Source organism: Streptomyces sp. NPDC032721, from assembly GCF_055579625.1.
Genome location: NZ_JBVIMX010000030.1, coordinates 29,693 through 51,562, shown reverse-complemented (window position 1 = coordinate 51,562; position 21,870 = coordinate 29,693). Strand labels below are relative to the sequence as shown.

Here is a 21,870-nt window from a genome sequence, read left to right as displayed (position 1 = left end):
CGATGTTCCGCCGTACGTTCTGGTTCACCGCAGGCGCAGCCGCCGGCGTGTGGGCCACCCAGAAGGTCAACCGCAAGATCAAGGCGCTGACTCCCGAGAGCCTCGCCGCGCAGGCCGCCGACAAGGCCGTCGAAGCGGGTCACAAGCTCAAGGACTTCGCGCTCGACGTGCGGGCCGGCATGGTCCAGCGCGAGGCCGAACTCGGCGACGCGCTCGGCCTGGACGCGGCCCCCGACGACGCGCGAGCGCTCCCGCCGCAGCGCTACGCTGCGGCGCTCGACCAGCCCAAGCCTTCGCACCACACCACCAACTCCCCGTATCGACACGGGAATTCGTTCAACCGGAATGAGGACCACTGATGGAGTCGGCAGAAATTCGTCGCCGCTGGCTGAGCTTCTTCGAGGAGCGCGGTCACACCGTTGTCCCTTCGGCGTCGCTCATCGCGGACGACCCGACTCTGCTTCTGGTCCCGGCGGGCATGGTGCCCTTCAAGCCGTACTTCCTGGGTGAGGTCAAGGCCCCCTGGCAGCGCGCCACCAGCGTCCAGAAGTGTGTCCGTACGCCGGACATCGAAGAGGTCGGCAAGACCACCCGGCACGGCACGTTCTTCCAGATGTGCGGCAACTTCTCCTTCGGGGACTACTTCAAGGAAGGGGCCATCCGCTTCGCCTGGGAGATCCTGACGAAGTCCGTCGACGACGGCGGCTACGGCCTCGACCCCGAGAAGCTCTGGATCACCGTCTACCTCGACGACGACGAGGCCGAGGAGATCTGGCGGGAGAAGATCGGCGTCCCCGCCGAGCGCATCCAGCGCCTCGGCAAGAAGGACAACTACTGGTCGATGGGCGTCCCCGGACCCTGCGGCCCGTGCTCGGAGATCAACTACGACCGCGGCCCCGAGTTCGGCGTCGAGGGCGGCCCGGCCGTCAACGACGAGCGCTACGTGGAGATCTGGAACCTGGTCTTCATGCAGTACGAGCGCGGGGCCGGCCTCGGCAAGGAGGACTTCGAGATCCTCGGCGAGCTCCCGTCGAAGAACATCGACACGGGCCTCGGCCTGGAGCGCCTCGCCATGATCCTCCAGGGCGTACAGAACATGTACGAGACCGACACCCTGCGCGTCGTCATGGACAAGGCCACCGAGCTGACCGGTGTGCGCTACGGCGCCGCCCAGGGCAGCGACGTCTCGATGCGCGTGGTCGCCGACCACATGCGCACCTCCGTGATGCTCATCGGCGACGGCGTCACCCCCGGCAACGAGGGCCGCGGCTATGTCCTGCGCCGCATCATGCGCCGCGCCATCCGCAACATGCGCCTCATGGGTGCCACCGGCCCCGTCGTCCAGGAACTCGTGGACACGGTCGTCGACACGATGGGCCAGCAGTACCCGGAGCTCATCACCGACCGCCAGCGCATCCTGGGCGTGGCCCTCGCCGAAGAGGCCGCCTTCCTCAAGGCCCTCAAGGGCGGCACCAACATCCTGGACACCGCCGTCACCGAGACCAAGGCCGCCGGTGGCAGCGTCCTCTCCGGCGACAAGGCGTTCCTGCTCCACGACACCTGGGGCTTCCCGATCGACCTCACCCTCGAAATGGCCCAGGAGCAGGGCCTTTCGGTGGACGAGGACGGCTTCCGCCGCCTGATGAAGGAGCAGCGGGACCGCGCCAAGGCCGACGCCCAGGCCAAGAAGCACGGCCACGCCGACATGTCCGGCTACCGCGAGATCGCGGACGCCGCAGGCGAGACCGACTTCATCGGCTACACCTCCACGGTCGGCGAGTCCCGCGTCGTCGGCATCCTCGTCGACGGCGTGCCCTCGCCGGTCGCCACCGAGGGCGACGACGTCGAGATCGTGCTGGACCGCACCCCGTTCTACGCCGAGGGCGGCGGCCAGATCGGCGACACCGGCCGCATCAAGCTGGACAGCGGCGCCATCGTCGAGGTCCGCGACTGCCAGAAGCCGGTCCCCGGCGTGTACGTCCACAAGGGCGTCGTCCAGGTCGGCGAGGTCACCGTCGGCGCCCAGGCCCAGGCGATCATCGACGTACACCGTCGCAACGCCATCGCCCGCGCCCACTCCGCCACGCACCTCACCCACCAGGCGCTGCGCGACGCGCTCGGCCCGACGGCCGCCCAGGCCGGTTCCGAGAACCAGCCCGGCCGCTTCCGCTTCGACTTCGGCTCCCCGGCCGCCGTGCCGGGCAACGTGCTGATCGACGTCGAGCAGCGGATCAACGAGGTCCTCTCGCACGAGCTGGACGTCCAGGCCGAGGTCATGTCGATCGACGACGCCAAGAAGCAGGGCGCCATCGCCGAGTTCGGCGAGAAGTACGGCGAGCGCGTCCGCGTGGTCACCATCGGCGACTTCTCCAAGGAGCTGTGCGGCGGTACGCACGTCCACAACACCGCCCAGCTGGGCCTGGTGAAGCTGCTCGGCGAGTCCTCGATCGGCTCGGGCGTACGCCGTATCGAGGCCCTGGTCGGCGTCGACGCGTACAAGTTCCTGGCCCGCGAGCACACGGTCGTCGCCCAGCTCCAGGAGCTGGTCAAGGGCCGCCCCGAGGAACTCCCGGAGAAGATCTCCTCGATGCTCGGCAAGCTGAAGGACGCCGAGAAGGAGATCGAGAAGTTCCGCGCGGAGAAGGTGCTCCAGGCCGCCGCCGGACTCGTCGCCGGAGCCAAGGACGTCAAGGGCGTCGCCCTGGTCACCGGCCAGGTGCCCGACGGCACCTCCGCCGACGACCTGCGCAAGCTGGTCCTCGACGTCCGCGGCCGCATCCAGGGCGACCGGGCCGCCGTGGTGGCGCTGTTCACCACCGCCAACGGCCGCCCGCTGACCGTCATCGCCACCAATGAGACGGCCCGTCAGCGCGGCCTGAAGGCCGGTGACTTGGTGCGCACCGCCGCCAAGACCCTCGGCGGCGGTGGCGGTGGCAAGCCGGACGTCGCCCAGGGCGGCGGCACCAGCGTCGAGGCCATCGGCGACGCCATCGACGCCGTCGAGCGCCTCGTCGGGGAAACCGCCTGATGCGACGCGGACGCCGGCTCGCGATCGACGTCGGGGACGCCCGGATCGGGGTCGCCTCGTGCGACCCCGACGGGGTCCTCGCCACCCCGGTGGAGACCGTGCCGGGACGTGACGTCCCGGCCGCCCACCGGCGGCTGAAGCAGCTGGTCGAGGAGTACGAACCCCTCGAAGTGGTGGTCGGCCTCCCTCGCTCCCTCAACGGGGGCGAGGGGCCGGCCGCGGCCAAGGTCAGGGCCTTCGCCCAGGAGCTCGCCAAGGGCATCGCGCCCGTCGGCGTTCGGCTCGTGGACGAGAGGATGACCACAGTGACGGCCAGTCAGGGGCTGCGGGCCTCGGGCGTGAAGTCCAAAAAGGGCCGGTCTGTCATCGACCAGGCCGCCGCGATTGTCATTCTTCAGAACGCGCTTGAGGCCGAACGGGTGTCGGGAGAGCTCCCGGGCGAAGACGTCGAAGTGGTTGTCTGATCGCGATACGGTAACGTTCCGCGCCGTGGCGGCGTTCGAACAGCTGCCGCACAGGAAACGAGGCGGGTCGGATCGTGCCCCACGCGCGCCACACCCGCCGCCCAGCGGCTCTAGGGGACCGATGACTGAGTATGGCCGGGGTCAGGGCTCCGAACCGTGGCACCCCGAGGACCCGTTGTACGGGGACCAGGGTGGCCAGGGTTGGCACGGGCAGCAGGCCGCGCACGGGCAGTCGCCGTACGGGCAGGACACGTACGGCGGCGGCCAGGCGCCGCAGCAGTACCCGCAGCAGGGCCAGCCCCAGCAGCCGTACTACGACGGTCAGCAGTACCCCCAGCAGCAACTGCACCAGCAGTACCCGCAGCAGCAGGGCTACGGCCAGCAGCCCCAGCAGGGTTACCAGGACGGCTGGGACACCGGCCAGGGCCAGGCGATTCCGTACGGGATGAACCCCACCGACCCGTACAGCGGCCAGCAGCCCGGTTACGACACCGGCCAGCACGACTTCTACGGCACCCCCGAGGCCTACCCCCCGCCGCAGCCCCCCGGCCAGCGGCAGGCCCCGCCCGAACCGGCCACCGACTGGGACCCGGACGCTCCTGTCGAGGAGGAGCACCCCTTCTTCACCGGCACCGACGACAACCGTCGGTCCGGGCGCGCCGCGGACGATGACGACGAGTACGACGACGAGCCCTCCTCGCGCCGCGGCAAGGGCGGCGGCAAGGGCAAGAAGAAGAGCCGCAACGGCGTCGCCTGTCTGGTGGTCTCGGCCGTCCTTCTGGGAGGGCTGGGCGGGATCGCCTACTTCGGCTACGACTTCCTGAAGGCCCGCTTCGGCGCGGCCGAGGACTTCGAGGGCGAGGGCACGGGCCAGGTCGCGATCGAGATCAAGGACCAGGCGGGCCTCAACGAGATCGGCAATGCGCTGAAGAAGGCGGGCGTCGTCAAGAGCGTCGACGCCTTCACAGCCGCGGCGGAGAAGAACCCCAAGGGCCGCACCCTCCAGCCCGGCGCCTACGTCCTGCGCTCGGGCATGTCCGCGGCCAGCGCGGTCGAGCTCATGCTCGACCCGAAGAGCCGCACCAACTACATCCTGCCTCCGGGCACGCGGAACGCCGCGGTGTACAAGCAGATCGACAAGCGGCTCGAACTCGCCGAAGGCACCACCAAGAAGATCGCCACGGACAAGATCAACGAACTGGGCCTGCCCTCCTGGGTGCCCAAGGACACCGTGATCATGGACCGGCTGGAGGGCTTCCTCTACCCCGGTACGTATCCGATGTCCAAGGGCACCAAGCCCGAGGACGTGCTCAAGAAGATGGTGTCGAAGGCGACCTCGTACTACGAGGCGCAGAACATCACGGGCGAGGCGGCGAAGCTGAAGCTCAAGCCCTTCGAGCTGCTCATCGTGGCCAGCCTCGTCGAGGCCGAGGGCAAGACGCACGACGACTACCGCAAGATCTCCGAGGTCATCTACAACCGCCTCAAGTACAACCCGCAGACCGTGGGCAAGCTCCAGTTCGACTCGACCTACAACTACGCCAAGGGTCAGAGCAACATCAACATTGGCGAAGAAGAGATCAAGAAGGACAAGCACCCCTACAACACGTACACGAACACCGGTCTGCCGCCCGGCCCCATCAACAACCCCAGCGAGGACGCCCTCTCCGCAGCGGTGAATCCGACCAGCGACGGTTGGCTCTACTTCGTGGCGACCGACGGCAAGAGCAAGACCGAGTTCGCCAAGACGCACGACGAGTTCCTCAAGCTGAAGGAAAAGTTCAATGCCAGCCAGAAGGGCCGCTGAGACGCGGCGGGCCGCCGTCCTCGGCTCGCCCATCGCCCACTCGCTCTCCCCGGTCCTGCACCGCGCCGCCTACGCGGAGCTCGGCCTCGATGGCTGGACGTACGGACGCTTCGAGGTGGACGAGGCCCGACTCCCCGGATTCATCGGGGAGTTGGGGCGGGAGTGGGCGGGGCTCTCGCTGACCATGCCGCTCAAGCGGGCGATCATTCCGCTGCTCGACGAGGTCAGCGAGACGGCGGCCTCGGTGGAGGCGGTCAACACCGTCGTCTTCACGGAGGACGGGCGGCGGCTCGGCGACAACACGGACATCCCAGGCATGATCTCCGCCCTGCGCGAGCGCGGGGTGGAAAAGGTCGAGTCGGCGGCGATCCTGGGCGCGGGCGCGACGGCCTCGTCCGCACTGGCCGCGCTGGCCAGGATCTGCGCCGGGCCCGTCACCGCGTACGTACGCAGTGAAGCGCGCGCGGCCGAGATGCGGACCTGGGGCGAGCGGCTCGGGGTGGACGTGCGGGCCGCCGACTGGGCGGACGCGCGCGAGGCCTTCGCGGCGCCGCTGGTGATCGCGACGACCCCGGCGGGGACCACCGACGAGCTGGCCGAGAACGTGCCCGGGGCCGTCGGGACGCTCTTCGACGTGCTCTACGAGCCGTGGCCCACGGCCCTCGCCTCGGCCTGGTCCGGGCGCGGGGGAGCGGTGGTCGGCGGGCTCGACCTCCTCGTGCACCAGGCGGTGCTCCAGGTCGAGCGGATGACGGGTGCGGCCGCCGCGCCGCTCGCCGTCATGCGGGCCGCCGGCGAACGGGCACTGTCCGCCAAGTGAGCTTTCGGTCCGAGTGATGGACCTGGGGCAGGGGCGGGTGCCGGAACGTGGGAGGATCGGGGACGGCGGGTCCGGGCCGCGCATCCGGGCTGCGTCATCGCAGTTCCGGGCGCGAGTATGAGGAGCATCGTTGAGCAGGTTGCGCTGGCTGACCGCGGGAGAATCCCACGGACCCGCACTCGTCGCGACGCTGGAGGGACTTCCCGCCGGTGTGCCGATCACCACGGACATGGTGGCGGACGCGCTGGCGCGCCGGAGGCTCGGTTATGGGCGCGGCGCCCGCATGAAGTTCGAGAAGGACGAGGTCACCTTCCTCGGCGGCGTCCGGCACGGCCTCACCATGGGCGGCCCCGTCGCGATCATGGTGGGCAACACCGAGTGGCCCAAGTGGGAGCAGGTCATGTCGGCCGACCCCGTGGACCCCGAGGAGCTGGCCAAGCTGGCGCGCAACGCGCCGCTGACCCGCCCCCGGCCCGGCCACGCGGACCTCGCGGGCATGCAGAAGTACGCGCTGGACGAGGCGCGTCCGGTGCTGGAGCGGGCGAGCGCGCGGGAGACCGCGGCGCGCGTCGCGCTGGGCACCGTGGCCCGTTCGTACCTGAAGCAGACCACCGGCATCGAGATCGTCTCGCACGTCGTCGAGCTGGCCGCCGCCAAGGCTCCGTACGGGGTCGTGCCGGTCCCCGCCGACGAGGCGAAGCTGGACGAGGACCCGGTGCGCTGCCTGGACGCGGACGCGTCGAAGGCGATGGTCGCGGAGATCGACCAGGCCCACAAGGATGGCGACACCCTGGGCGGCGTCGTCGAGGTACTGGCGTACAACGTGCCCGTCGGGCTCGGTTCGTTCACGCACTGGGACCGCCGTCTCGACTCGCGGCTCGCGGGCGCCCTCATGGGCATCCAGGCCATCAAGGGCGTCGAGGTCGGCGACGGCTTCGACCTGGCGCGGGTGCCGGGCTCCAAGGCGCACGACGAGATCGTCCCGACGGCGGACGGCGTGAAGCGCACCACCGGCCGGGCAGGCGGCACCGAGGGCGGCATGTCCACCGGTGAACTGCTGCGTGTGCGGGCCGCGATGAAGCCCATCGCGACGGTGCCGCGCGCGCTGGCCACGATCGACGTCGCGACCGGCGAGGTCGCCGCCGCGCACCACCAGCGCTCCGACGTGTGCGCCGTTCCGGCGGCGGGCATCGTGGCCGAGGCCATGGTGGCGCTGGTCCTCGCGGACGCGGTCGCCGAGAAGTTCGGCGGGGACAGCGTCGGCGAGACGCGGCGCAACGTGCAGTCGTACCTCGACAACCTCCAGATCCGGTGACCGGCACACCGAACGGGCCGAAGATCGTCCTCGTCGGTCCGATGGGGGTCGGCAAGACCACCGTCGGAGCCCTCCTCGCAGAGCGGCTCGGGCTGGCCCACCGGGACACCGACGCGGACATCGTCGCAGCTCAGGGACGTGAGATTGCCGACATCTTCGTCGACGACGGCGAGGAGCACTTCCGCGCCCTGGAACGCGAGGCGGTCCGTACGGCGGTCGCCGAGCACACGGGCGTACTCGCGCTCGGCGGCGGGGCGGTCCTCGACGGGGCGACCCGCGAACTGCTCTGCGCGCACCCCGTCGTCTATCTGTCGATGGACGTGGAGGAAGCGGTCAAGCGCACCGGGCTCAACCAGGCCCGCCCGCTGCTCGCCGTCAATCCGCGCAAGCAGTGGCGCGAGCTGATGGAGGCCCGCCGCAGCCTGTACACCGAAGTCGCCCGGGTGGTCGTCGCCACCGACGGACGCACCCCCGAAGAGGTCGCCCAGGCGGTCCTCGACGCACTGGAGTTGAAGGACGCATGACGGACAAGGCAGCAGCACCCACCCGGATCACCGTAGGTGGCACGGACGGCACCGAGGCGTACGAGGTGCTGGTGGGGCGGCAGTTGCTGGGCGAGCTTCCCGGGCTGATCGGGAAGAAGGCCAAGCGGGTCGCCGTACTGCACCCCGAAGCGCTCGCCGAGACCGGCGAGGCGGTGCGCGAGGACCTGGCCGCGCAGGGGTACGACGTCATCGCGATCCAGCTGCCGAACGCCGAGGAGTCCAAGACCGTCGAGGTCGCGGCGTACTGCTGGAAGGCGCTGGGACAGACCAACTTCACCCGCACCGACGTGATCGTCGGCGTCGGGGGAGGGGCCACCACCGACCTGGCGGGCTTCGTCGCGGCCACCTGGCTGCGCGGGGTGCGCTGGATCGCCGTCCCGACGACCGTGCTCGGCATGGTCGACGCGGCGGTCGGCGGCAAGACCGGCATCAACACCGCCGAGGGCAAGAACCTCGTCGGCGCCTTCCACCCGCCGGCCGGGGTCCTCTGCGACCTCGCGGCGCTGGACTCGCTGCCCGTCAACGACTACGTCAGCGGTCTCGCCGAGGTCATCAAGGCCGGTTTCATCGCCGACCCGGTGATCCTCGACCTGATCGAGGAGGACCCGCAGGCGGCGCGCACCCCCCAGGGGCCGCACACCACCGAGCTGATCGTCCGGTCGATCAAGGTCAAGGCGGAGGTGGTGTCCGGCGACCTCAAGGAGGCCGGACTCCGCGAGATCCTCAACTACGGGCACACCCTCGGGCACGCCATCGAGAAGAACGAGCGGTACAACTGGCGGCACGGCGCGGCCGTTTCGGTCGGCATGGTCTTCGCCGCCGAACTCGGGCGGATCGCGGGCCGGCTCGACGACGCGACCGCAGACCGGCACCGCTCCGTACTGGAGTCGGTCGGACTGCCGCTCACCTACCGGGGCGACCAGTGGCCCAAGCTGGTGGAGAACATGAAGGTCGACAAGAAGTCGCGCGGTGACCTGCTGCGCTTCATCGTCCTGGACGGCCTCGCCAAGCCCGTCGTCCTGGAGGGCCCGGACCCGGCGATGCTGCTGGCCGCACACGCCGAGATCGCCGCGTGAGCCGCGTGACCCGGGTGCTGGTCCTCAACGGGCCCAATCTCGGGCGGCTCGGTTCGCGCGAGCCCGATGTGTACGGGGCGACCTCGTACGCCGGACTCGTCGAGGCGTGCCGGGAGCTGGGCAAGGAGCTCGGGTACGACGTCGAGGTACGTGAGACCAACGACGAGGGCGAGCTGATCCGCTGGCTCCACGAGGCGGCGGACGGATCGATTCCGGTCGTGCTCAACCCCGGTGCCTTCACGCACTACTCGTACGGGATGCGGGACGCGGCTGCCCAGCGCACCGCCCCGCTGATCGAGGTGCACATCTCGAATCCGTACACCCGGGAGGAATTCCGGCACACCTCGGTGGTGGCCGCCGTCGCCAGCGGCACCATCGCCGGTTTCGGCATCGGCTCCTATCTGCTGGCGCTTCGCGCGCTCGCGGAGCAACGCGACGCCTGAAACAACCGTCTCTCGGAGCAGGGCACTTAGTATCGCCTCCGGCCGTTCATCAGGTGAACGGACGGAGGCGGTACCGTGCGAGGGTTCGAGTGGGCCTTCGCGGGTCAGCATCAACACGATCCGGGTCCACCGCTTCGGGTGGACCCCAAGGCCCGGCAACAGTCGCCTGTACGAGACGGAGTGGCACCGGATGCAGCACGTAGTGGGGGCTCCGCTGCCACCTCCCCACGGACCCGGCGCGGCCTGGGCGAGCGCGGCCCCGCACCCGCAGGGCACCCCGCAACCGCCTCCGGTGCCGCAGGGGCCGCCCTCGGCGCCGCACGCGCCTCAGCCTCAGCCGCATGCCACGGGGTTCACCGTGCATGGCCCCGGCGCCCCGCAGCCGCAGCACGCGCCCGTGCCGCCGGGGGCCCGTGACACCACCGGGCACATCCAGCTGCCTCCGGGCGGCCCCGTACCGCTGCCCGCGCCGCCTGCGGCCGCGGCCCCCGCGCACACCGGGAACACCACCCTCGCGGTGCTGCTGATAGGGCCTGCGGGGGCGGGCAAGACGACCGTGGCCAAGTACTGGGCCGCGCACCGCAGGGTGCCCACCGCGCACATCAGCCTCGACGACGTCCGCGAGTGGGTCTGCTCCGGCTTCGCCGACCCGCAGGCCGGCTGGAACGACCACTCCGAGGCGCAGTACCGGCTCGCGCGGCGGACGTGCGGGTTCGCCGCGCGGAACTTCCTGGCCAACAACATCTCCTGCATCGTCGACGACGCGGTCTTTCCGGACCGGCCTGTCGTCGGGCTCGGGGGCTGGAAGCGGCATGTGGGGCCCGGGCTGCTGCCGGTGGTTCTGCTGCCGGGGCTGGAGATCGTGCTGGAGCGCAATGCCAAGCGCAGTGGCAACAGGCGGTTGAGCGACGAGGAGGTGGCGCGGATCCACGGCCGGATGGCCGGGTGGTACGGGTCCGGGCTGCCGATCATCGACAACTCGCAGTTTGACGTGGCGACGACGGCGCAGTTGTTGGATGAGACGTTGGCGAGGGCGATGGCTAGTCCGCCGACTTGGTAGGGGTGTGTGGGGGTACGGGGGCGTAGGTGGGGCGGGGGCGGGTTGTGTGACTCCGTCGGGGGCCGCCCCCTTGCCCGCCCGTTCCGCCCCCGGGGGGCGGCCCCGCCGCCCAAGGGGGCTCGGCAAGGGGGCGCGGGCGGGGAACACGGTCGGACGCGTAGGAGCGGCGGGGGTGAAGGGGCTTACCTACGCTCGGGGCATGTCCGAAGTCCTTGGAATCCGTCGTGGGCGGCTGCGCGACCGGGCCGCCGCCGCGGGCAGTGACGCCGCGCTCGTCTCCCGGCCCGCCAACGTCCGCTACCTCGCGGGCAGCGCCCCGGCCGGTGCCGTCGTCCTGCTGGGCCCCGGCGGCCCGGAGAGCGACGTACTGCTGTGTCCGCGCACGCCCGAGGGCACGCCCGTCGAGGGCCGCCCCGACGAGGCCCTGCGCATCCACGTCCTGCCGACCCCCGGCGCGGACGCGGCGGTCGCCGCCGCAGGGCTCGCGGCGGCCGCCCGTGCCACCTCGCTGGCCGTCGAGGAACACCACCTGACCATGGCCCGCTACCGGGCGCTCGGCTCGGTGGCGCCCCGGCTGCACCTGGCCGAGCTGGGCTCCGCCGTCGAGCAGCAGCGCATCGTCAAGGACCAGGAGGAGATCTCGTGCCTGCGCACCGCCGCCGAGATCACCGACCAGGCACTGGGCGAACTCCTCGAATCCATCCTGGTCGGCCGGACCGAACGCCATCTCGCCCTCGAACTGGAACGCCGCCTCGTCGACCACGGCGCCGACGCCCCCGGTTTCGCGACCTCCGTCGGTACGGGCCCGAACTCGGGCCGCGGCGGCCACCGGCCGACCGACCGCCGGGTCGAGGAGGGAGATTTCCTCTCCGTCTGCCTGGGCGCCAACTACCGGGGCTACCGCTGCGAGATCGGCCGCACCTTCGTCATCGGCACCACTCCCGCCGACTGGCAGATCGAGCTCTACGACCTGGTGTTCGCCGCCCAGCGGGCCGGCCGGGAGGCGCTGGCACCCGGTGTGGAGTACCGAGAAGTGGACCGCGCGGCCCGGCAGGGACTGGAGGCCGCGGGGTACGGAGAGGCCCTTTCGGCGTCCGTCGGGCACGGTGTGGGACTCGAAATCGTGGAGGACCCGCAGTTGGCACCGTCGGCCATGGGTAAACTGGACGCTTGTGTGCCGGTCACCGTCGAACCGGGGGTTCACCTCCCAGGTCGGGGCGGGGTCCGGATCGATGACACGCTCGTCGTGCGCCCCGAGGCGGACGGCGGACCCGAGCTACTCACCATTACGACCAAGGAACTGCTCGCGCTCTAGCGCAATGCTTGCCGAGCGGCGCACTTCGGTCGTTCCACCAGTCCAGGAGATTCCGCAACCGTGGCTTCCACGAACGACCTCAAGAACGGCATGGTGCTCAAGCTCGACGGAGGCCAGCTCTGGTCCGTCGTCGAGTTCCAGCACGTCAAGCCCGGCAAGGGCCCTGCCTTCGTGCGCACCAAGCTCAAGAGCGTGATGTCCGGCAAGGTCGTCGACAAGACGTTCAACGCCGGCACGAAGGTCGAGACGGCCACCATCGACCGCCGTGACATGCAGTTCTCGTACATGGACGGCGAGTACTTCGTCTTCATGGACATGGACACGTACGACCAGCTGATGGTCGACCGCAAGTCCGTCGGCGACACCGCCAACTTCCTGATCGAGGGCTTCACCGCCTCGGTCGCGCAGTACGACGGCGAGGTGCTCTACGTCGAGCTGCCGGCCGCCGTCGAGCTGACCATCCAGCACACCGACCCCGGCGTGCAGGGCGACCGCTCCACCGGTGGCACCAAGCCCGCCACCCTGGAGACCGGTTACGAGATCGGCGTCCCGCTGTTCATCACGACCGGCGAGAAGATCAAGGTCGACACCCGCACGGGCGACTACCTCGGCCGGGTGAACAGCTAACCGTGGCCGCTCGCAACAACGCCCGCAAGCGCGCGTTCCAGATCCTCTTCGAGGCCGATCAGCGCGGCACGTCCGTGCAGGATGTCCTCGCGGACTGGGTCCGGCACTCGCGGAGCGACGAGCGACAGCCGCCGGTGACCGAATACACGATGGAACTCGTCGAGGGATACGCGCGCTACGCGCCCCGGATCGACGAGCTCATCGCGACCTATGCCGAGGGCTGGGACCTCGACCGCATGCCGGTCGTGGACCGCAACATCGTCCGGCTCGGTACGTACGAGCTGGTGTGGGTGGACGGGACCCCGGACGCCGTGGTGATCGACGAGGCGGTTCAGCTCGCCAAGGAGTTCTCCACCGACGAGTCCCCCTCGTTCGTGAACGGTCTGCTCGGCCGTTTCAAGGACCTGAAGCCGAACCTTCGCCGCGAGGACAGCGACAGCTGACACTGTCGCGCGGGCGGGGATTTCGCTGCGAGAAGGGCCCGCGGTACGGATATCCGTACCGCGGGCCCTTTCGTGTGCCCATGCGGTGTGCCGACGCCGGATGCGGCCGGAAACGCGGACAGCGAAAAACCGCCGGGGGCGGCAGCGGCAGTAATTGCCTCCACCGCCCCCGGCGGGACGTTTCTTCTCTTGCGGCGTACGGCGCGAGAGGTGGCGGATCAGACCTCTTCGTGGCCCACCGCGCGACGCGCGTCCGCGTCCAGGACGCCCCAGCTGATGAGCTGTTCGGTCAGGACCGACGGCGACTGGTCATAGATCACGGCCAGGGTGCGCAGGTCGTCCTGACGGATCGACAGCACCTTGCCGTTGTAGTCGCCGCGCTGCGACTGGATGGTGGCCGCGTACCGCTGGAGCGGGCCGGCCTTCTCCGCCGGAACGTGCGCGAGACGCTCCAGGTCGAGACGGAGCTTCGGCGGCGGCTCGGCGGCACCGCCGGGCGTGGTGCCCGGCAGGAGCTCCTGGACCGGAACCCCGTAGAAGTCCGCCAGCTCGGCGAGACGCTGCACGGTCACCGCGCGGTCCCCGCGCTCGTACGAACCCACCACGACCGCCTTCCAGCGGCCCTGGGACTTTTCCTCGACACCGTGGAGGGAAAGGCCCTGCTGGGTGCGGATCGCACGGAGCTTGGCCCCGAGCTGCTTGGCGTATTCGCTGGACATAAAGCTCCCCGGACGCTGGAACATTGCGGCTCCGCCGCGTGGCTGGTAACTCACTGTGAGGTTACGCAGCGTTACTTGGTTGCGTCAAGCCGAACGGGTGGGAGCCCCGTGAGAGAAGGGATCCAAGGCCCCTGGTACGGTGGAACACGCACATCCGACGTCCTTTAAGAACCGTCCCGTGAGGCGGAGAAGGAGGTCCGTTTCAAATGGACACCAGCAACACCGGCCTTTCCGGCAATTCCGATGCGCGGCCCGTTCTCGAAGGCCCCGACATCGCACGGGTTCTGACCCGTATCGCACACGAAATCGTCGAACGCGCCAAGGGCGCCGACGATGTCGTACTCCTCGGCATTCCGACCCGCGGTGTTTTCCTCGCCCGCCGGCTCGCCGCCAAGCTGGAGGAGATCACCGGCCGCCCGGTGCCGGTCGGCTCCCTCGACATCACCATGTACCGCGACGACCTGCGGATGCGCCCCGCGCGCGCCCTGGCCCGTACGGAAATCCCCGGCGACGGCCTCGACGGCCGCCTGGTGGTCCTCGTCGACGACGTGCTCTTCTCCGGACGGACGATCCGCGCCGCCCTGGACGCCCTCGGCGACCTCGGCCGCCCGCGCGCCGTCCAGCTCGCGGTCCTGGTCGACCGCGGCCACCGTGAACTCCCGATCCGCGCCGACTACGTCGGCAAGAACCTCCCCACGTCGTTGCGGGAGACGGTCAAGGTCCAGCTCGCCGAGGAGGACGGTCGCGACACCGTGCTGCTCGGTGTCAAGCAGACCGCCCCGGCCGACAAGTAGCGCCTGCCCGCTGTGCGGCCCGCGATCCGGGTCGTACGGCGACGGCTGCCTGCTCGTACGCCTCCCAGCCCTCCGTACACCTGGAGAGAACCCAGATGATGCGCCACCTCATCTCGGCCGCCGACCTCACCCGCGACGACGCCGTCCTGATCCTCGACACCGCCGAGGAGATGGCCCGGGTCGCCGACCGGCCGATCAAGAAGCTGCCGACGCTGCGCGGCCGCACGGTCGTCAACCTCTTCTTCGAGGACTCGACCCGCACCCGGATCTCCTTCGAGGCCGCCGAGAAGCGGCTCTCGGCGGACGTCATCAACTTCACCGCCAAGGGCTCCTCGGTCTCCAAGGGCGAGTCGCTCAAGGACACCGCGCAGACCCTGGAGGCGATGGGCGTCGACGCCGTCGTCATCCGGCACGGCGCGAGCGGGGCCCCCTACCGCCTCGCCACCTCCGACTGGATCGACGCGACCGTCATCAACGCCGGTGACGGCACCCACCAGCACCCCACGCAGGCCCTGCTGGACGCCTTCACCATGCGGCGCCGGCTGGTCGGCCGTGACGCCGGGCTCGGGCAGGACCTCGAAGGCAAGCGGATCACGCTCGTCGGCGACGTCCTGCACAGCCGGGTCGCCCGGTCGAACGTCGACCTGCTGCACACCCTGGGCGCCGAGGTGACCCTCGTGGCGCCGCCCACCCTGCTGCCGATCGGCGTCGAGAACTGGCCCGCCGAGGTCTCGTACGACATCGACAGCGTGCTCGCCAAGTCGGACGCGGTGATGATGCTGCGCGTCCAGCGCGAGCGCATGAACGCGGCCTTCTTCCCGACCGAGCGCGAGTACTCGCGGCGGTACGGGCTGGACGGCGAGCGGATGGCGAAGATGCCCGAGCACGCCATCGTCATGCACCCCGGCCCGATGGTCCGCGGCATGGAGATCACCGCCGAGGTCGCCGACTCCGACCGCTGCACGGTCGTCGAGCAGGTCGCCAACGGCGTCTCCGTCCGCATGGCCGTCCTCTATCTGCTTCTGGGCGGCAACGAGTCCGCCACCGCACACACCGCTCGTACCGAGGAGAACAAGTAATCATGAGCAAGATCCTTATCCGCGGTGCGAAGGTGCTGGGCGGCGACGTCCAGGACGTACTGATCGACGGCGAGACCATCGAGGCGGTCGGCACCGGCCTCTCCGCCGAGGGCGCCGAGGTCATCGAGGCCGACGGCAAGGTCCTCCTGCCGGGCCTCGTCGACCTGCACACCCACCTGCGCGAGCCGGGCCGCGAGGACTCCGAGACCGTCCTCACCGGCACCCGCGCCGCCGCCTCCGGCGGCTACACCGCCGTCTTCGCGATGGCCAACACCTTCCCGGTCGCCGACACCGCCGGCGTCGTCGAGCAGGTCTACCGGCTCGGCAAGGAATCCGGCTACTGCGACGTGCAGCCCATCGGCGCCGTCACCGTCGGCCTGGAGGGCAAGAAGCTCGCCGAGCTCGGCGCCATGCACGACTCCGCCGCCGGGGTGAAGGTCTTCTCCGACGACGGCAAGTGCGTCGACGACGCCGTGATCATGCGCCGCGCCCTGGAGTACGTGAAGGCCTTCGGCGGCGTCGTCGCCCAGCACGCCCAGGAGCCCCGCCTCACCGAGGGCGCCCAGATGAACGAGGGCGTCGTCTCCGCCGAGCTCGGTCTCGGCGGCTGGCCGGCCGTCGCCGAGGAGTCGATCATCGCCCGCGACGTGCTGCTCGCCGAGCACGTCGGCTCCCGCGTGCACATCTGCCACCTGTCGACCGCCGGATCCGTCGAGATCGTACGGTGGGCCAAGTCGCGCGGCATCGACGTCACCGCCGAGGTCACCCCGCACCACCTGCTCCTCACCGACGAGCTGGTCCGCTCGTACAACCCGGTCTACAAGGTGAACCCGCCGCTGCGCACCGAGAAGGACGTCCTGGCGCTGCGCGAGGCGCTGGCCGACGGCACGATCGACATCGTCGCCACCGACCACGCCCCGCACCCGCACGAGGACAAGGACTGCGAGTGGGCCGCCGCCGCCATGGGCATGGTGGGCCTGGAGACCGCGCTGTCCGTCGTCCAGCAGACGATGGTGGAGACCGGCCTCCTCGACTGGGCGGGCGTCGCCGAGCGGATGTCCTTCGCACCGGCCGTCATCGGCCGCCTGGAGAACCACGGCCGCCCCGTCTCGGCAGGTGAGCCCGCGAACCTCACGCTCGTCGACGCCGCTTACCGTGGAGAGGTGGACCCCGCGGGCTTCGCCTCCCGCAGCCGCAACACCCCCTACGAGGGCCGCGAGCTGCCGGGACGCGTCACCCACACCTTCCTGCGGGGCCGGGCGACGGTCGTGGACGGGAAACTCGCGTGACAACTCTCATTACGTTGGCGGCTGAGGCCGAGCAGAAATCGGCGGAGGTGACCGACTGGGGCTCGCGCATCGCATGGGTCGCCGGGCTGGTCCTCTTCGTGGTCTTCGTGTACTGGCTGATGCGCCAGGGCTGGAAGTGGCGCGGCACCCTCCAGTCGGACCTGCCGGAGCTCCCCGAATCGCCGGAGCAGCCCGGTGAGGCGAAGCTGAGGATGGACGGCCGGTACCACGGGTCCACGACGGCAGGGCAGTGGCTCGACCGGATCGTGGCCCACGGGCTCGGCACCCGCAGCAGGGCGGAGCTGACGCTCACCGACCTGGGCCTGGACGTCGTACGGCCCGGGGCGGACAGCTTCTTCGTCCCGCGCGGCCAGCTCCGCGAGGCCCGCCTCGACAAGGGCATCGCGGGCAAGGTCCTCGCGGAGGGCGGCCTGCTGGTCGTCACCTGGGAGCACGGCGACAAGCTCATCGACTCCGGCTTCCGCTCGGACAGGGCGGCCGAGCACACGGACTGGGTCGAGGCCATCAACTCCATGACCGACAGCTCCAAGAACACAGCAGTTACTACGGAAGGCACCGCACGATGACGATCTCCACCCGGGGAGCCGGCCAGGCTCCCGCCGTACTCGTCCTGGAGGACGGCCGCAGCTTCCGCGGCCGTGCCTACGGGGCCGTGGGGGAGACCTTCGGCGAGGCGGTGTTCAACACCGGCATGACCGGCTACCAGGAGACCCTCACCGACCCCTCGTACCACCGTCAGGTCGTCGTGATGACCGCCCCGCACGTGGGCAACACCGGCGTCAACGACGAGGACGACGAGTCGGCGAAGATCTGGGTCGCGGGTTACGTCGTACGCGATCCCGCCCGCATCCCGTCCAACTGGCGCTCCCAGCGCTCCCTGGACGACGAGCTGAGCAAGCAGGGCGTCGTCGGGATCTCCGGCATCGACACCCGCGCGCTCACCCGCCACCTGCGCGAGCGCGGCGCCATGCGCGTCGGCATCTTCTCCGGCGCCTCCCTGGCCGACGAGGCGACGCTGCTCGCCCGCGTCAAGGAAGCCCCCCAGATGAAGGGCGCCGACCTCTCCGCCGAGGTCGCCACCAAGGAGACCTACGTCGTCCCCGCGGTCGGTGAGAAGCGCTTCACCGTCGCCGCCATCGACCTCGGCATCAAGGGCATGACCCCGGCGCTGATGGCCGAGCGCGGCATCGAGGTCCATGTGATGCCGGCCACGGCCACCGCCGAGGACCTGTACGCCGTGCACCCCGACGGCGTCTTCCTCTCCAACGGCCCCGGCGACCCGGCCACCGTCGACCTCACCGTCATCAAGGAGGTCCTCGCCAGGAAGACCCCCCTGTTCGGCATCTGCTTCGGCAACCAGATCCTCGGCCGCGCGCTCGGCTTCGGCACGTACAAGCTGAAGTACGGCCACCGCGGCATCAACCAGCCGGTGCAGGACCGCACCACCGGCAAGGTCGAGGTCACCGCGCACAACCACGGATTCGCCGTCGACGCCCCGCTCGACAAGGTCTCCGACACCCCCTACGGCCGGGCCGAGGTCTCCCACGTCTGTCTCAACGACAACGTGGTGGAAGGCCTGCACCTGCTCGACCAGCCCGCGTTCAGCGTCCAGTACCACCCCGAGGCAGCAGCCGGACCGCACGACGCGGCCTACCTGTTCGACCGCTTCGTGAACCTCATGGAGGGCCAGCGTGCCTAAGCGCACCGATATCCAGTCCGTCCTGGTCATCGGTTCAGGACCGATCGTCATCGGCCAGGCCGCGGAGTTCGACTACTCCGGCACCCAGGCCTGCCGCATCCTCAAGGCCGAGGGCCTGCGGGTCATCCTGGTGAACTCCAACCCGGCGACGATCATGACCGACCCGGAGATCGCCGACGCCACGTACGTCGAGCCGATCACCCCGGAGTACGTCGAGAAGATCATCACCAAGGAGCGCCCCGACGCTCTCCTGCCGACCCTCGGCGGCCAGACCGCGCTCAACACCGCGATCTCCATGCACGAGCAGGGTGTGCTGGAGAAGTACGGCGTCGAGCTGATCGGCGCCAACGTCGAGGCCATCAACAAGGGCGAGGACCGCGAACTCTTCAAGGGCGTCGTCGAGGCCGTCAACGCCAAGATCGGCCACGGCGAGTCCGCCCGCTCGGTCATCTGCCACTCGATGGACGACGTCCTCAACGGCGTCGACCAGCTTGGCGGCTACCCGGTCGTCGTCCGCCCCTCCTTCACCATGGGCGGCGCAGGCTCCGGCTTCGCGCACGACGAGGAGGAGCTGCGCCGCATCGCAGGTCAGGGCCTCACGCTCTCCCCGACCACCGAGGTGCTCCTGGAGGAGTCCATCCTCGGCTGGAAGGAGTACGAGCTGGAGCTGATGCGCGACAAGGCCGACAACGTCGTGGTCGTCTGCTCCATCGAGAACTTCGACCCGATGGGCGTCCACACCGGCGACTCGATCACGGTCGCCCCGGCGATGACGCTCACCGACCGCGAGTACCAGCGGCTGCGCGACATCGGCATCGCGATCATCCGCGAGGTCGGCGTCGACACCGGCGGCTGCAACATCCAGTTCGCGATCAACCCCGACGACGGCCGCGTCATCGTCATCGAGATGAACCCGCGCGTCTCCCGCTCCTCGGCGCTCGCGTCGAAGGCGACCGGCTTCCCGATCGCCAAGATCGCCGCCCGGCTCGCCGTCGGCTACACGCTGGACGAGATCCCCAACGACATCACCGAGAAGACCCCGGCCTCCTTCGAGCCGACCCTCGACTACGTCGTCGTCAAGGTCCCGCGCTTCGCCTTCGAGAAGTTCCCGGCCGCCGACGCCACCCTCACCACCACCATGAAGTCGGTGGGCGAGGCCATGGCCATCGGCCGCAACTTCACCGAGGCGCTGAACAAGGCGCTGCGCTCGCTGGAGAAGAAGGGCAGCCAGTTCACCTTCGTCGGCGAGCCCGGCGACAAGGCCGAACTCCTGGAGACCGCCAAGGTCCCGACCGACGGCCGCATCAACACCGTCATGCAGGCCATCCGGGCCGGCGCCACCCAGGAAGAGGTCTTCGACGCCACGAAGATCGACCCCTGGTTCGTCGACCAGCTGTTCCTGATCAAGGAGTACGCGGACGAGCTCGCGGCAGCCGACAAGCTCCACCCCGAGCTGCTCGCCGACGCCAAGCGCCACGGCTTCTCGGACGTCCAGATCGCCGAGATCCGCGGTCTGCGCGAGGACGTCGTCCGCGAGGTCCGGCACGCGCTCGGGGTCCGCCCGGTCTACAAGACGGTCGACACCTGCGCCGCCGAGTTCGCGGCGAAGACGCCGTACTTCTACTCCTCGTACGACGAGGAGAGCGAGGTCGCGCCGCGCGAGAAGCCCGCCGTGATCATCCTGGGCTCGGGCCCGAACCGCATCGGCCAGGGCATCGAGTTCGACTACTCCTGCGTCCACGCCTCCTTCGCGCTCAGCGACGCGGGCTACGAGACCGTGATGGTCAACTGCAACCCGGAGACGGTCTCCACCGACTACGACACCTCCGACCGCCTGTACTTCGAGCCGCTGACGCTCGAAGACGTGCTGGAGATCGTCCACGCGGAGTCCCTCGCGGGCCCGATCGCCGGTGTCATCGTCCAGCTCGGCGGCCAGACCCCGCTCGGTCTCGCCCAGGCGCTCAAGGACAACGGCGTCCCGGTCGTGGGCACCCCGCCCGAGGCCATCCACGCCGCCGAGGACCGCGGCGCCTTCGGCCGGGTGCTCGCCGAGGCCGGTCTGCCCGCGCCCAAGCACGGCACCGCGACCACTTTCTCCGAGGCCAAGGCCATCGCCGACGAGATCGGCTACCCCGTCCTCGTACGCCCCTCGTACGTGCTCGGCGGACGCGGCATGGAGATCGTCTACGACGAGACCCGCCTCTCCTCCTACATCGAGGAGTCCACCGAGATCAGCCCCTCGCGGCCGGTCCTGGTCGACCGCTTCCTCGACGACGCGATCGAGATCGACGTCGACGCCCTCTACGACGGCACCGAGCTCTACCTCGGCGGCGTCATGGAGCACATCGAGGAAGCCGGCATCCACTCCGGCGACTCCGCCTGCGCACTGCCCCCGATCACCCTCGGCGGCCACGACATAAAGCGCCTGCGGATCTCCACGGAGGCCATCGCCAAGGGCGTCGGCGTACGCGGACTGATCAACATCCAGTTCGCCATGGCCGGGGACATCCTCTACGTCCTGGAGGCCAACCCGCGCGCCTCGCGCACCGTGCCCTTCACCTCGAAGGCGACCGCGGTGCCGCTGGCGAAGGCCGCCGCCCGCATCTCGCTGGGCGCCACCGTCGCCGAACTGCGCGCCGAGGGCATGCTCCCGGCCACCGGCGACGGCGGCACGCTGCCGCCCGACGCGCCGATCTCCGTCAAGGAGGCCGTCATGCCGTGGAGCCGCTTCCGCGACATGCACGGACGCGGCGTCGACACGGTGCTCGGCCCGGAGATGCGCTCCACCGGTGAAGTCATGGGCATCGACTCGGTGTTCGGCACGGCGTACGCCAAGTCGCAGGCGGGCGCGTACGGTCCGCTGCCGACCAAGGGCCGCACCTTCATCTCGGTCGCCAACCGAGACAAGCGCTCGATGATCTTCCCGGCGCGCGAACTGGTCGCCCACGGCTTCGAGTTGCTCGCCACCTCCGGCACCGCCGAGGTCCTCAAGCGCAACGGCATCAACGCCACCGTCGTGCGCAAGCAGTCCGAGGGCGAGGGCCCGAACGGCGAGAAGACCATCGTCCAGCTCATCCACGACGGTGAGGTCGACCTCATCATCAACACCCCGTACGGCACGGGCGGCCGCCTCGACGGCTACGAGATCCGTACGGCGGCGGTCGCCCGCTCCGTCCCCTGCCTCACCACGGTCCAGGCGCTCGCCGCCGCCGTGCAGGGCATCGACGCCCTCAACCGGGGCGACGTCGGAGTCCGTTCACTCCAGGAACACGCGGAGCATCTGATCGCGGCCCGCGAGGACGGCTGAGAACGAGGGGGACACCGGA

At 70.0% G+C, this 21,870-nt stretch carries 20 protein-coding genes; 19 read left to right on the top strand and 1 reads right to left on the bottom strand.

The features are described from left to right. Positions 1-2 precede the first annotated feature (2 nt). The 13 genes from ACZ5PB_RS39700 to nusB all read left to right on the top strand — a co-directional run bounded on the left by ACZ5PB_RS39700 (position 3) and on the right by nusB (position 12,943). A complete protein-coding gene (locus ACZ5PB_RS39700) occupies positions 3-359 on the top strand; it encodes a DUF6167 family protein (RefSeq protein WP_468698193.1) in 357 nt (118 codons plus the stop codon). Next, positions 359-3,028 (top strand): alanine--tRNA ligase, encoded by a 2,670-nt coding sequence (gene alaS / locus ACZ5PB_RS39695; RefSeq protein ID WP_468698192.1) that lies wholly within the window; start codon positions 359-361, stop codon positions 3,026-3,028. Before ACZ5PB_RS39700 ends, alaS begins: the two co-directional genes overlap by 1 nt. Next, entirely contained in the window at positions 3,028-3,492 is a 465-nt protein-coding gene (ruvX, locus tag ACZ5PB_RS39690; RefSeq protein WP_468698191.1) for a Holliday junction resolvase RuvX, read from the top strand. The genes alaS and ruvX overlap by 1 nt, the downstream gene beginning before the upstream one ends. Before the next feature lie 121 nt (positions 3,493-3,613). Beyond that, complete coding sequence (gene mltG / locus ACZ5PB_RS39685; protein WP_468698189.1) at positions 3,614-5,299, top strand: endolytic transglycosylase MltG; 1,686 nt, start codon at positions 3,614-3,616, stop codon at positions 5,297-5,299. Further along, entirely contained in the window at positions 5,277-6,119 is an 843-nt protein-coding gene (locus tag ACZ5PB_RS39680) for a shikimate dehydrogenase (RefSeq protein WP_468698187.1), read from the top strand. Before mltG ends, ACZ5PB_RS39680 begins: the two co-directional genes overlap by 23 nt. Before the next feature lie 130 nt (positions 6,120-6,249). Next, complete coding sequence (gene aroC, locus ACZ5PB_RS39675) at positions 6,250-7,434, top strand: chorismate synthase (RefSeq protein WP_468698185.1); 1,185 nt, start codon at positions 6,250-6,252, stop codon at positions 7,432-7,434. A 41-nt stretch (positions 7,435-7,475) separates the two neighbouring features. Next, a complete protein-coding gene (locus ACZ5PB_RS39670) occupies positions 7,476-7,958 on the top strand; it encodes a shikimate kinase (protein ID WP_468698237.1) in 483 nt (160 codons plus the stop codon). Next, on the top strand, positions 7,955-9,055 hold the full coding sequence (gene aroB, locus ACZ5PB_RS39665) for a 3-dehydroquinate synthase (protein ID WP_468698183.1): 1,101 nt from the start codon (positions 7,955-7,957) through the stop codon (positions 9,053-9,055). Before ACZ5PB_RS39670 ends, aroB begins: the two co-directional genes overlap by 4 nt. 5 nt (positions 9,056-9,060) lie before the next feature. Then, the gene (gene aroQ / locus ACZ5PB_RS39660) at positions 9,061-9,498 is read left to right on the top strand and encodes a type II 3-dehydroquinate dehydratase (RefSeq protein WP_468698235.1); all 438 of its coding nucleotides are present in this window, start codon (positions 9,061-9,063) and stop codon (positions 9,496-9,498) included. Positions 9,499-9,688: 190 nt separating this feature from the next. After that, complete coding sequence (locus ACZ5PB_RS39655) at positions 9,689-10,558, top strand: Pro-rich N-terminal domain-containing protein (protein WP_468698181.1); 870 nt, start codon at positions 9,689-9,691, stop codon at positions 10,556-10,558. 199 nt (positions 10,559-10,757) lie between these two features. Beyond that, positions 10,758-11,873 carry a M24 family metallopeptidase gene (locus ACZ5PB_RS39650; RefSeq protein WP_468698179.1) on the top strand — a complete coding sequence of 372 codons (1,116 nt, stop codon included), beginning with the start codon at positions 10,758-10,760 and terminating at the stop codon, positions 11,871-11,873. 60 nt (positions 11,874-11,933) lie between these two features. Continuing rightward, the gene (gene efp, locus ACZ5PB_RS39645) at positions 11,934-12,500 is read left to right on the top strand and encodes an elongation factor P (protein WP_468698177.1); all 567 of its coding nucleotides are present in this window, start codon (positions 11,934-11,936) and stop codon (positions 12,498-12,500) included. Between the two features lie 2 nt (positions 12,501-12,502). Continuing rightward, positions 12,503-12,943, top strand: a complete 441-nt coding sequence (gene nusB / locus ACZ5PB_RS39640) for a transcription antitermination factor NusB (protein ID WP_468698176.1) — start codon at positions 12,503-12,505, stop codon at positions 12,941-12,943. 218 nt (positions 12,944-13,161) lie between these two features. On the opposite strand, the gene bldD is transcribed toward nusB, so the two are convergent. Then, on the bottom strand, positions 13,162-13,662 hold the full coding sequence (gene bldD, locus ACZ5PB_RS39635) for a transcriptional regulator BldD (RefSeq protein WP_185030598.1): 501 nt from the start codon (positions 13,660-13,662) through the stop codon (positions 13,162-13,164). A gap of 206 nt (positions 13,663-13,868) precedes the next feature. On the opposite strand from bldD, the gene pyrR reads away from it, so the two are divergent. From pyrR to carB, 6 genes are all read left to right on the top strand, one after another. Next, a complete protein-coding gene (pyrR, locus tag ACZ5PB_RS39630) occupies positions 13,869-14,456 on the top strand; it encodes a bifunctional pyr operon transcriptional regulator/uracil phosphoribosyltransferase PyrR (RefSeq protein WP_468698174.1) in 588 nt (195 codons plus the stop codon). A 95-nt stretch (positions 14,457-14,551) separates the two neighbouring features. Further along, entirely contained in the window at positions 14,552-15,535 is a 984-nt protein-coding gene (locus tag ACZ5PB_RS39625) for an aspartate carbamoyltransferase catalytic subunit (RefSeq protein ID WP_468698172.1), read from the top strand. Between the two features lie 2 nt (positions 15,536-15,537). Further along, complete coding sequence (locus tag ACZ5PB_RS39620) at positions 15,538-16,824, top strand: dihydroorotase (protein ID WP_468698171.1); 1,287 nt, start codon at positions 15,538-15,540, stop codon at positions 16,822-16,824. Further along, positions 16,821-17,411, top strand: coding sequence for a PH-like domain-containing protein (locus tag ACZ5PB_RS39615; RefSeq protein WP_468698169.1), 591 nt, complete (start codon positions 16,821-16,823; stop codon positions 17,409-17,411). Before ACZ5PB_RS39620 ends, ACZ5PB_RS39615 begins: the two co-directional genes overlap by 4 nt. After that, a complete protein-coding gene (gene carA, locus ACZ5PB_RS39610; RefSeq protein ID WP_468698167.1) occupies positions 17,408-18,544 on the top strand; it encodes a glutamine-hydrolyzing carbamoyl-phosphate synthase small subunit in 1,137 nt (378 codons plus the stop codon). Before ACZ5PB_RS39615 ends, carA begins: the two co-directional genes overlap by 4 nt. Further along, complete coding sequence (gene carB, locus ACZ5PB_RS39605) at positions 18,537-21,851, top strand: carbamoyl-phosphate synthase large subunit (RefSeq protein ID WP_468698165.1); 3,315 nt, start codon at positions 18,537-18,539, stop codon at positions 21,849-21,851. Before carA ends, carB begins: the two co-directional genes overlap by 8 nt. The last annotated feature ends 19 nt before the right edge of the window (positions 21,852-21,870 follow it).

Coding starts and splice junctions, on each gene's coding strand:
- ACZ5PB_RS39700 (WP_468698193.1), top strand. CDS start 3: ATGTTCCGCCGTACGTTCTGGTTCACCGCAGGCGCAGCCGCCGGCGTG.
- alaS (WP_468698192.1), top strand. CDS start 359: ATGGAGTCGGCAGAAATTCGTCGCCGCTGGCTGAGCTTCTTCGAGGAG.
- ruvX (WP_468698191.1), top strand. CDS start 3,028: ATGCGACGCGGACGCCGGCTCGCGATCGACGTCGGGGACGCCCGGATC.
- mltG (WP_468698189.1), top strand. CDS start 3,614: ATGACTGAGTATGGCCGGGGTCAGGGCTCCGAACCGTGGCACCCCGAG.
- ACZ5PB_RS39680 (WP_468698187.1), top strand. CDS start 5,277: ATGCCAGCCAGAAGGGCCGCTGAGACGCGGCGGGCCGCCGTCCTCGGC.
- ACZ5PB_RS39670 (WP_468698237.1), top strand. CDS start 7,476: ATGGGGGTCGGCAAGACCACCGTCGGAGCCCTCCTCGCAGAGCGGCTC.
- aroB (WP_468698183.1), top strand. CDS start 7,955: ATGACGGACAAGGCAGCAGCACCCACCCGGATCACCGTAGGTGGCACG.
- ACZ5PB_RS39655 (WP_468698181.1), top strand. CDS start 9,689: ATGCAGCACGTAGTGGGGGCTCCGCTGCCACCTCCCCACGGACCCGGC.
- ACZ5PB_RS39650 (WP_468698179.1), top strand. CDS start 10,758: ATGTCCGAAGTCCTTGGAATCCGTCGTGGGCGGCTGCGCGACCGGGCC.
- bldD (WP_185030598.1), bottom strand. CDS start 13,662: ATGTCCAGCGAATACGCCAAGCAGCTCGGGGCCAAGCTCCGTGCGATC.
- pyrR (WP_468698174.1), top strand. CDS start 13,869: ATGGACACCAGCAACACCGGCCTTTCCGGCAATTCCGATGCGCGGCCC.
- ACZ5PB_RS39625 (WP_468698172.1), top strand. CDS start 14,552: ATGATGCGCCACCTCATCTCGGCCGCCGACCTCACCCGCGACGACGCC.
- ACZ5PB_RS39620 (WP_468698171.1), top strand. CDS start 15,538: ATGAGCAAGATCCTTATCCGCGGTGCGAAGGTGCTGGGCGGCGACGTC.
- carA (WP_468698167.1), top strand. CDS start 17,408: ATGACGATCTCCACCCGGGGAGCCGGCCAGGCTCCCGCCGTACTCGTC.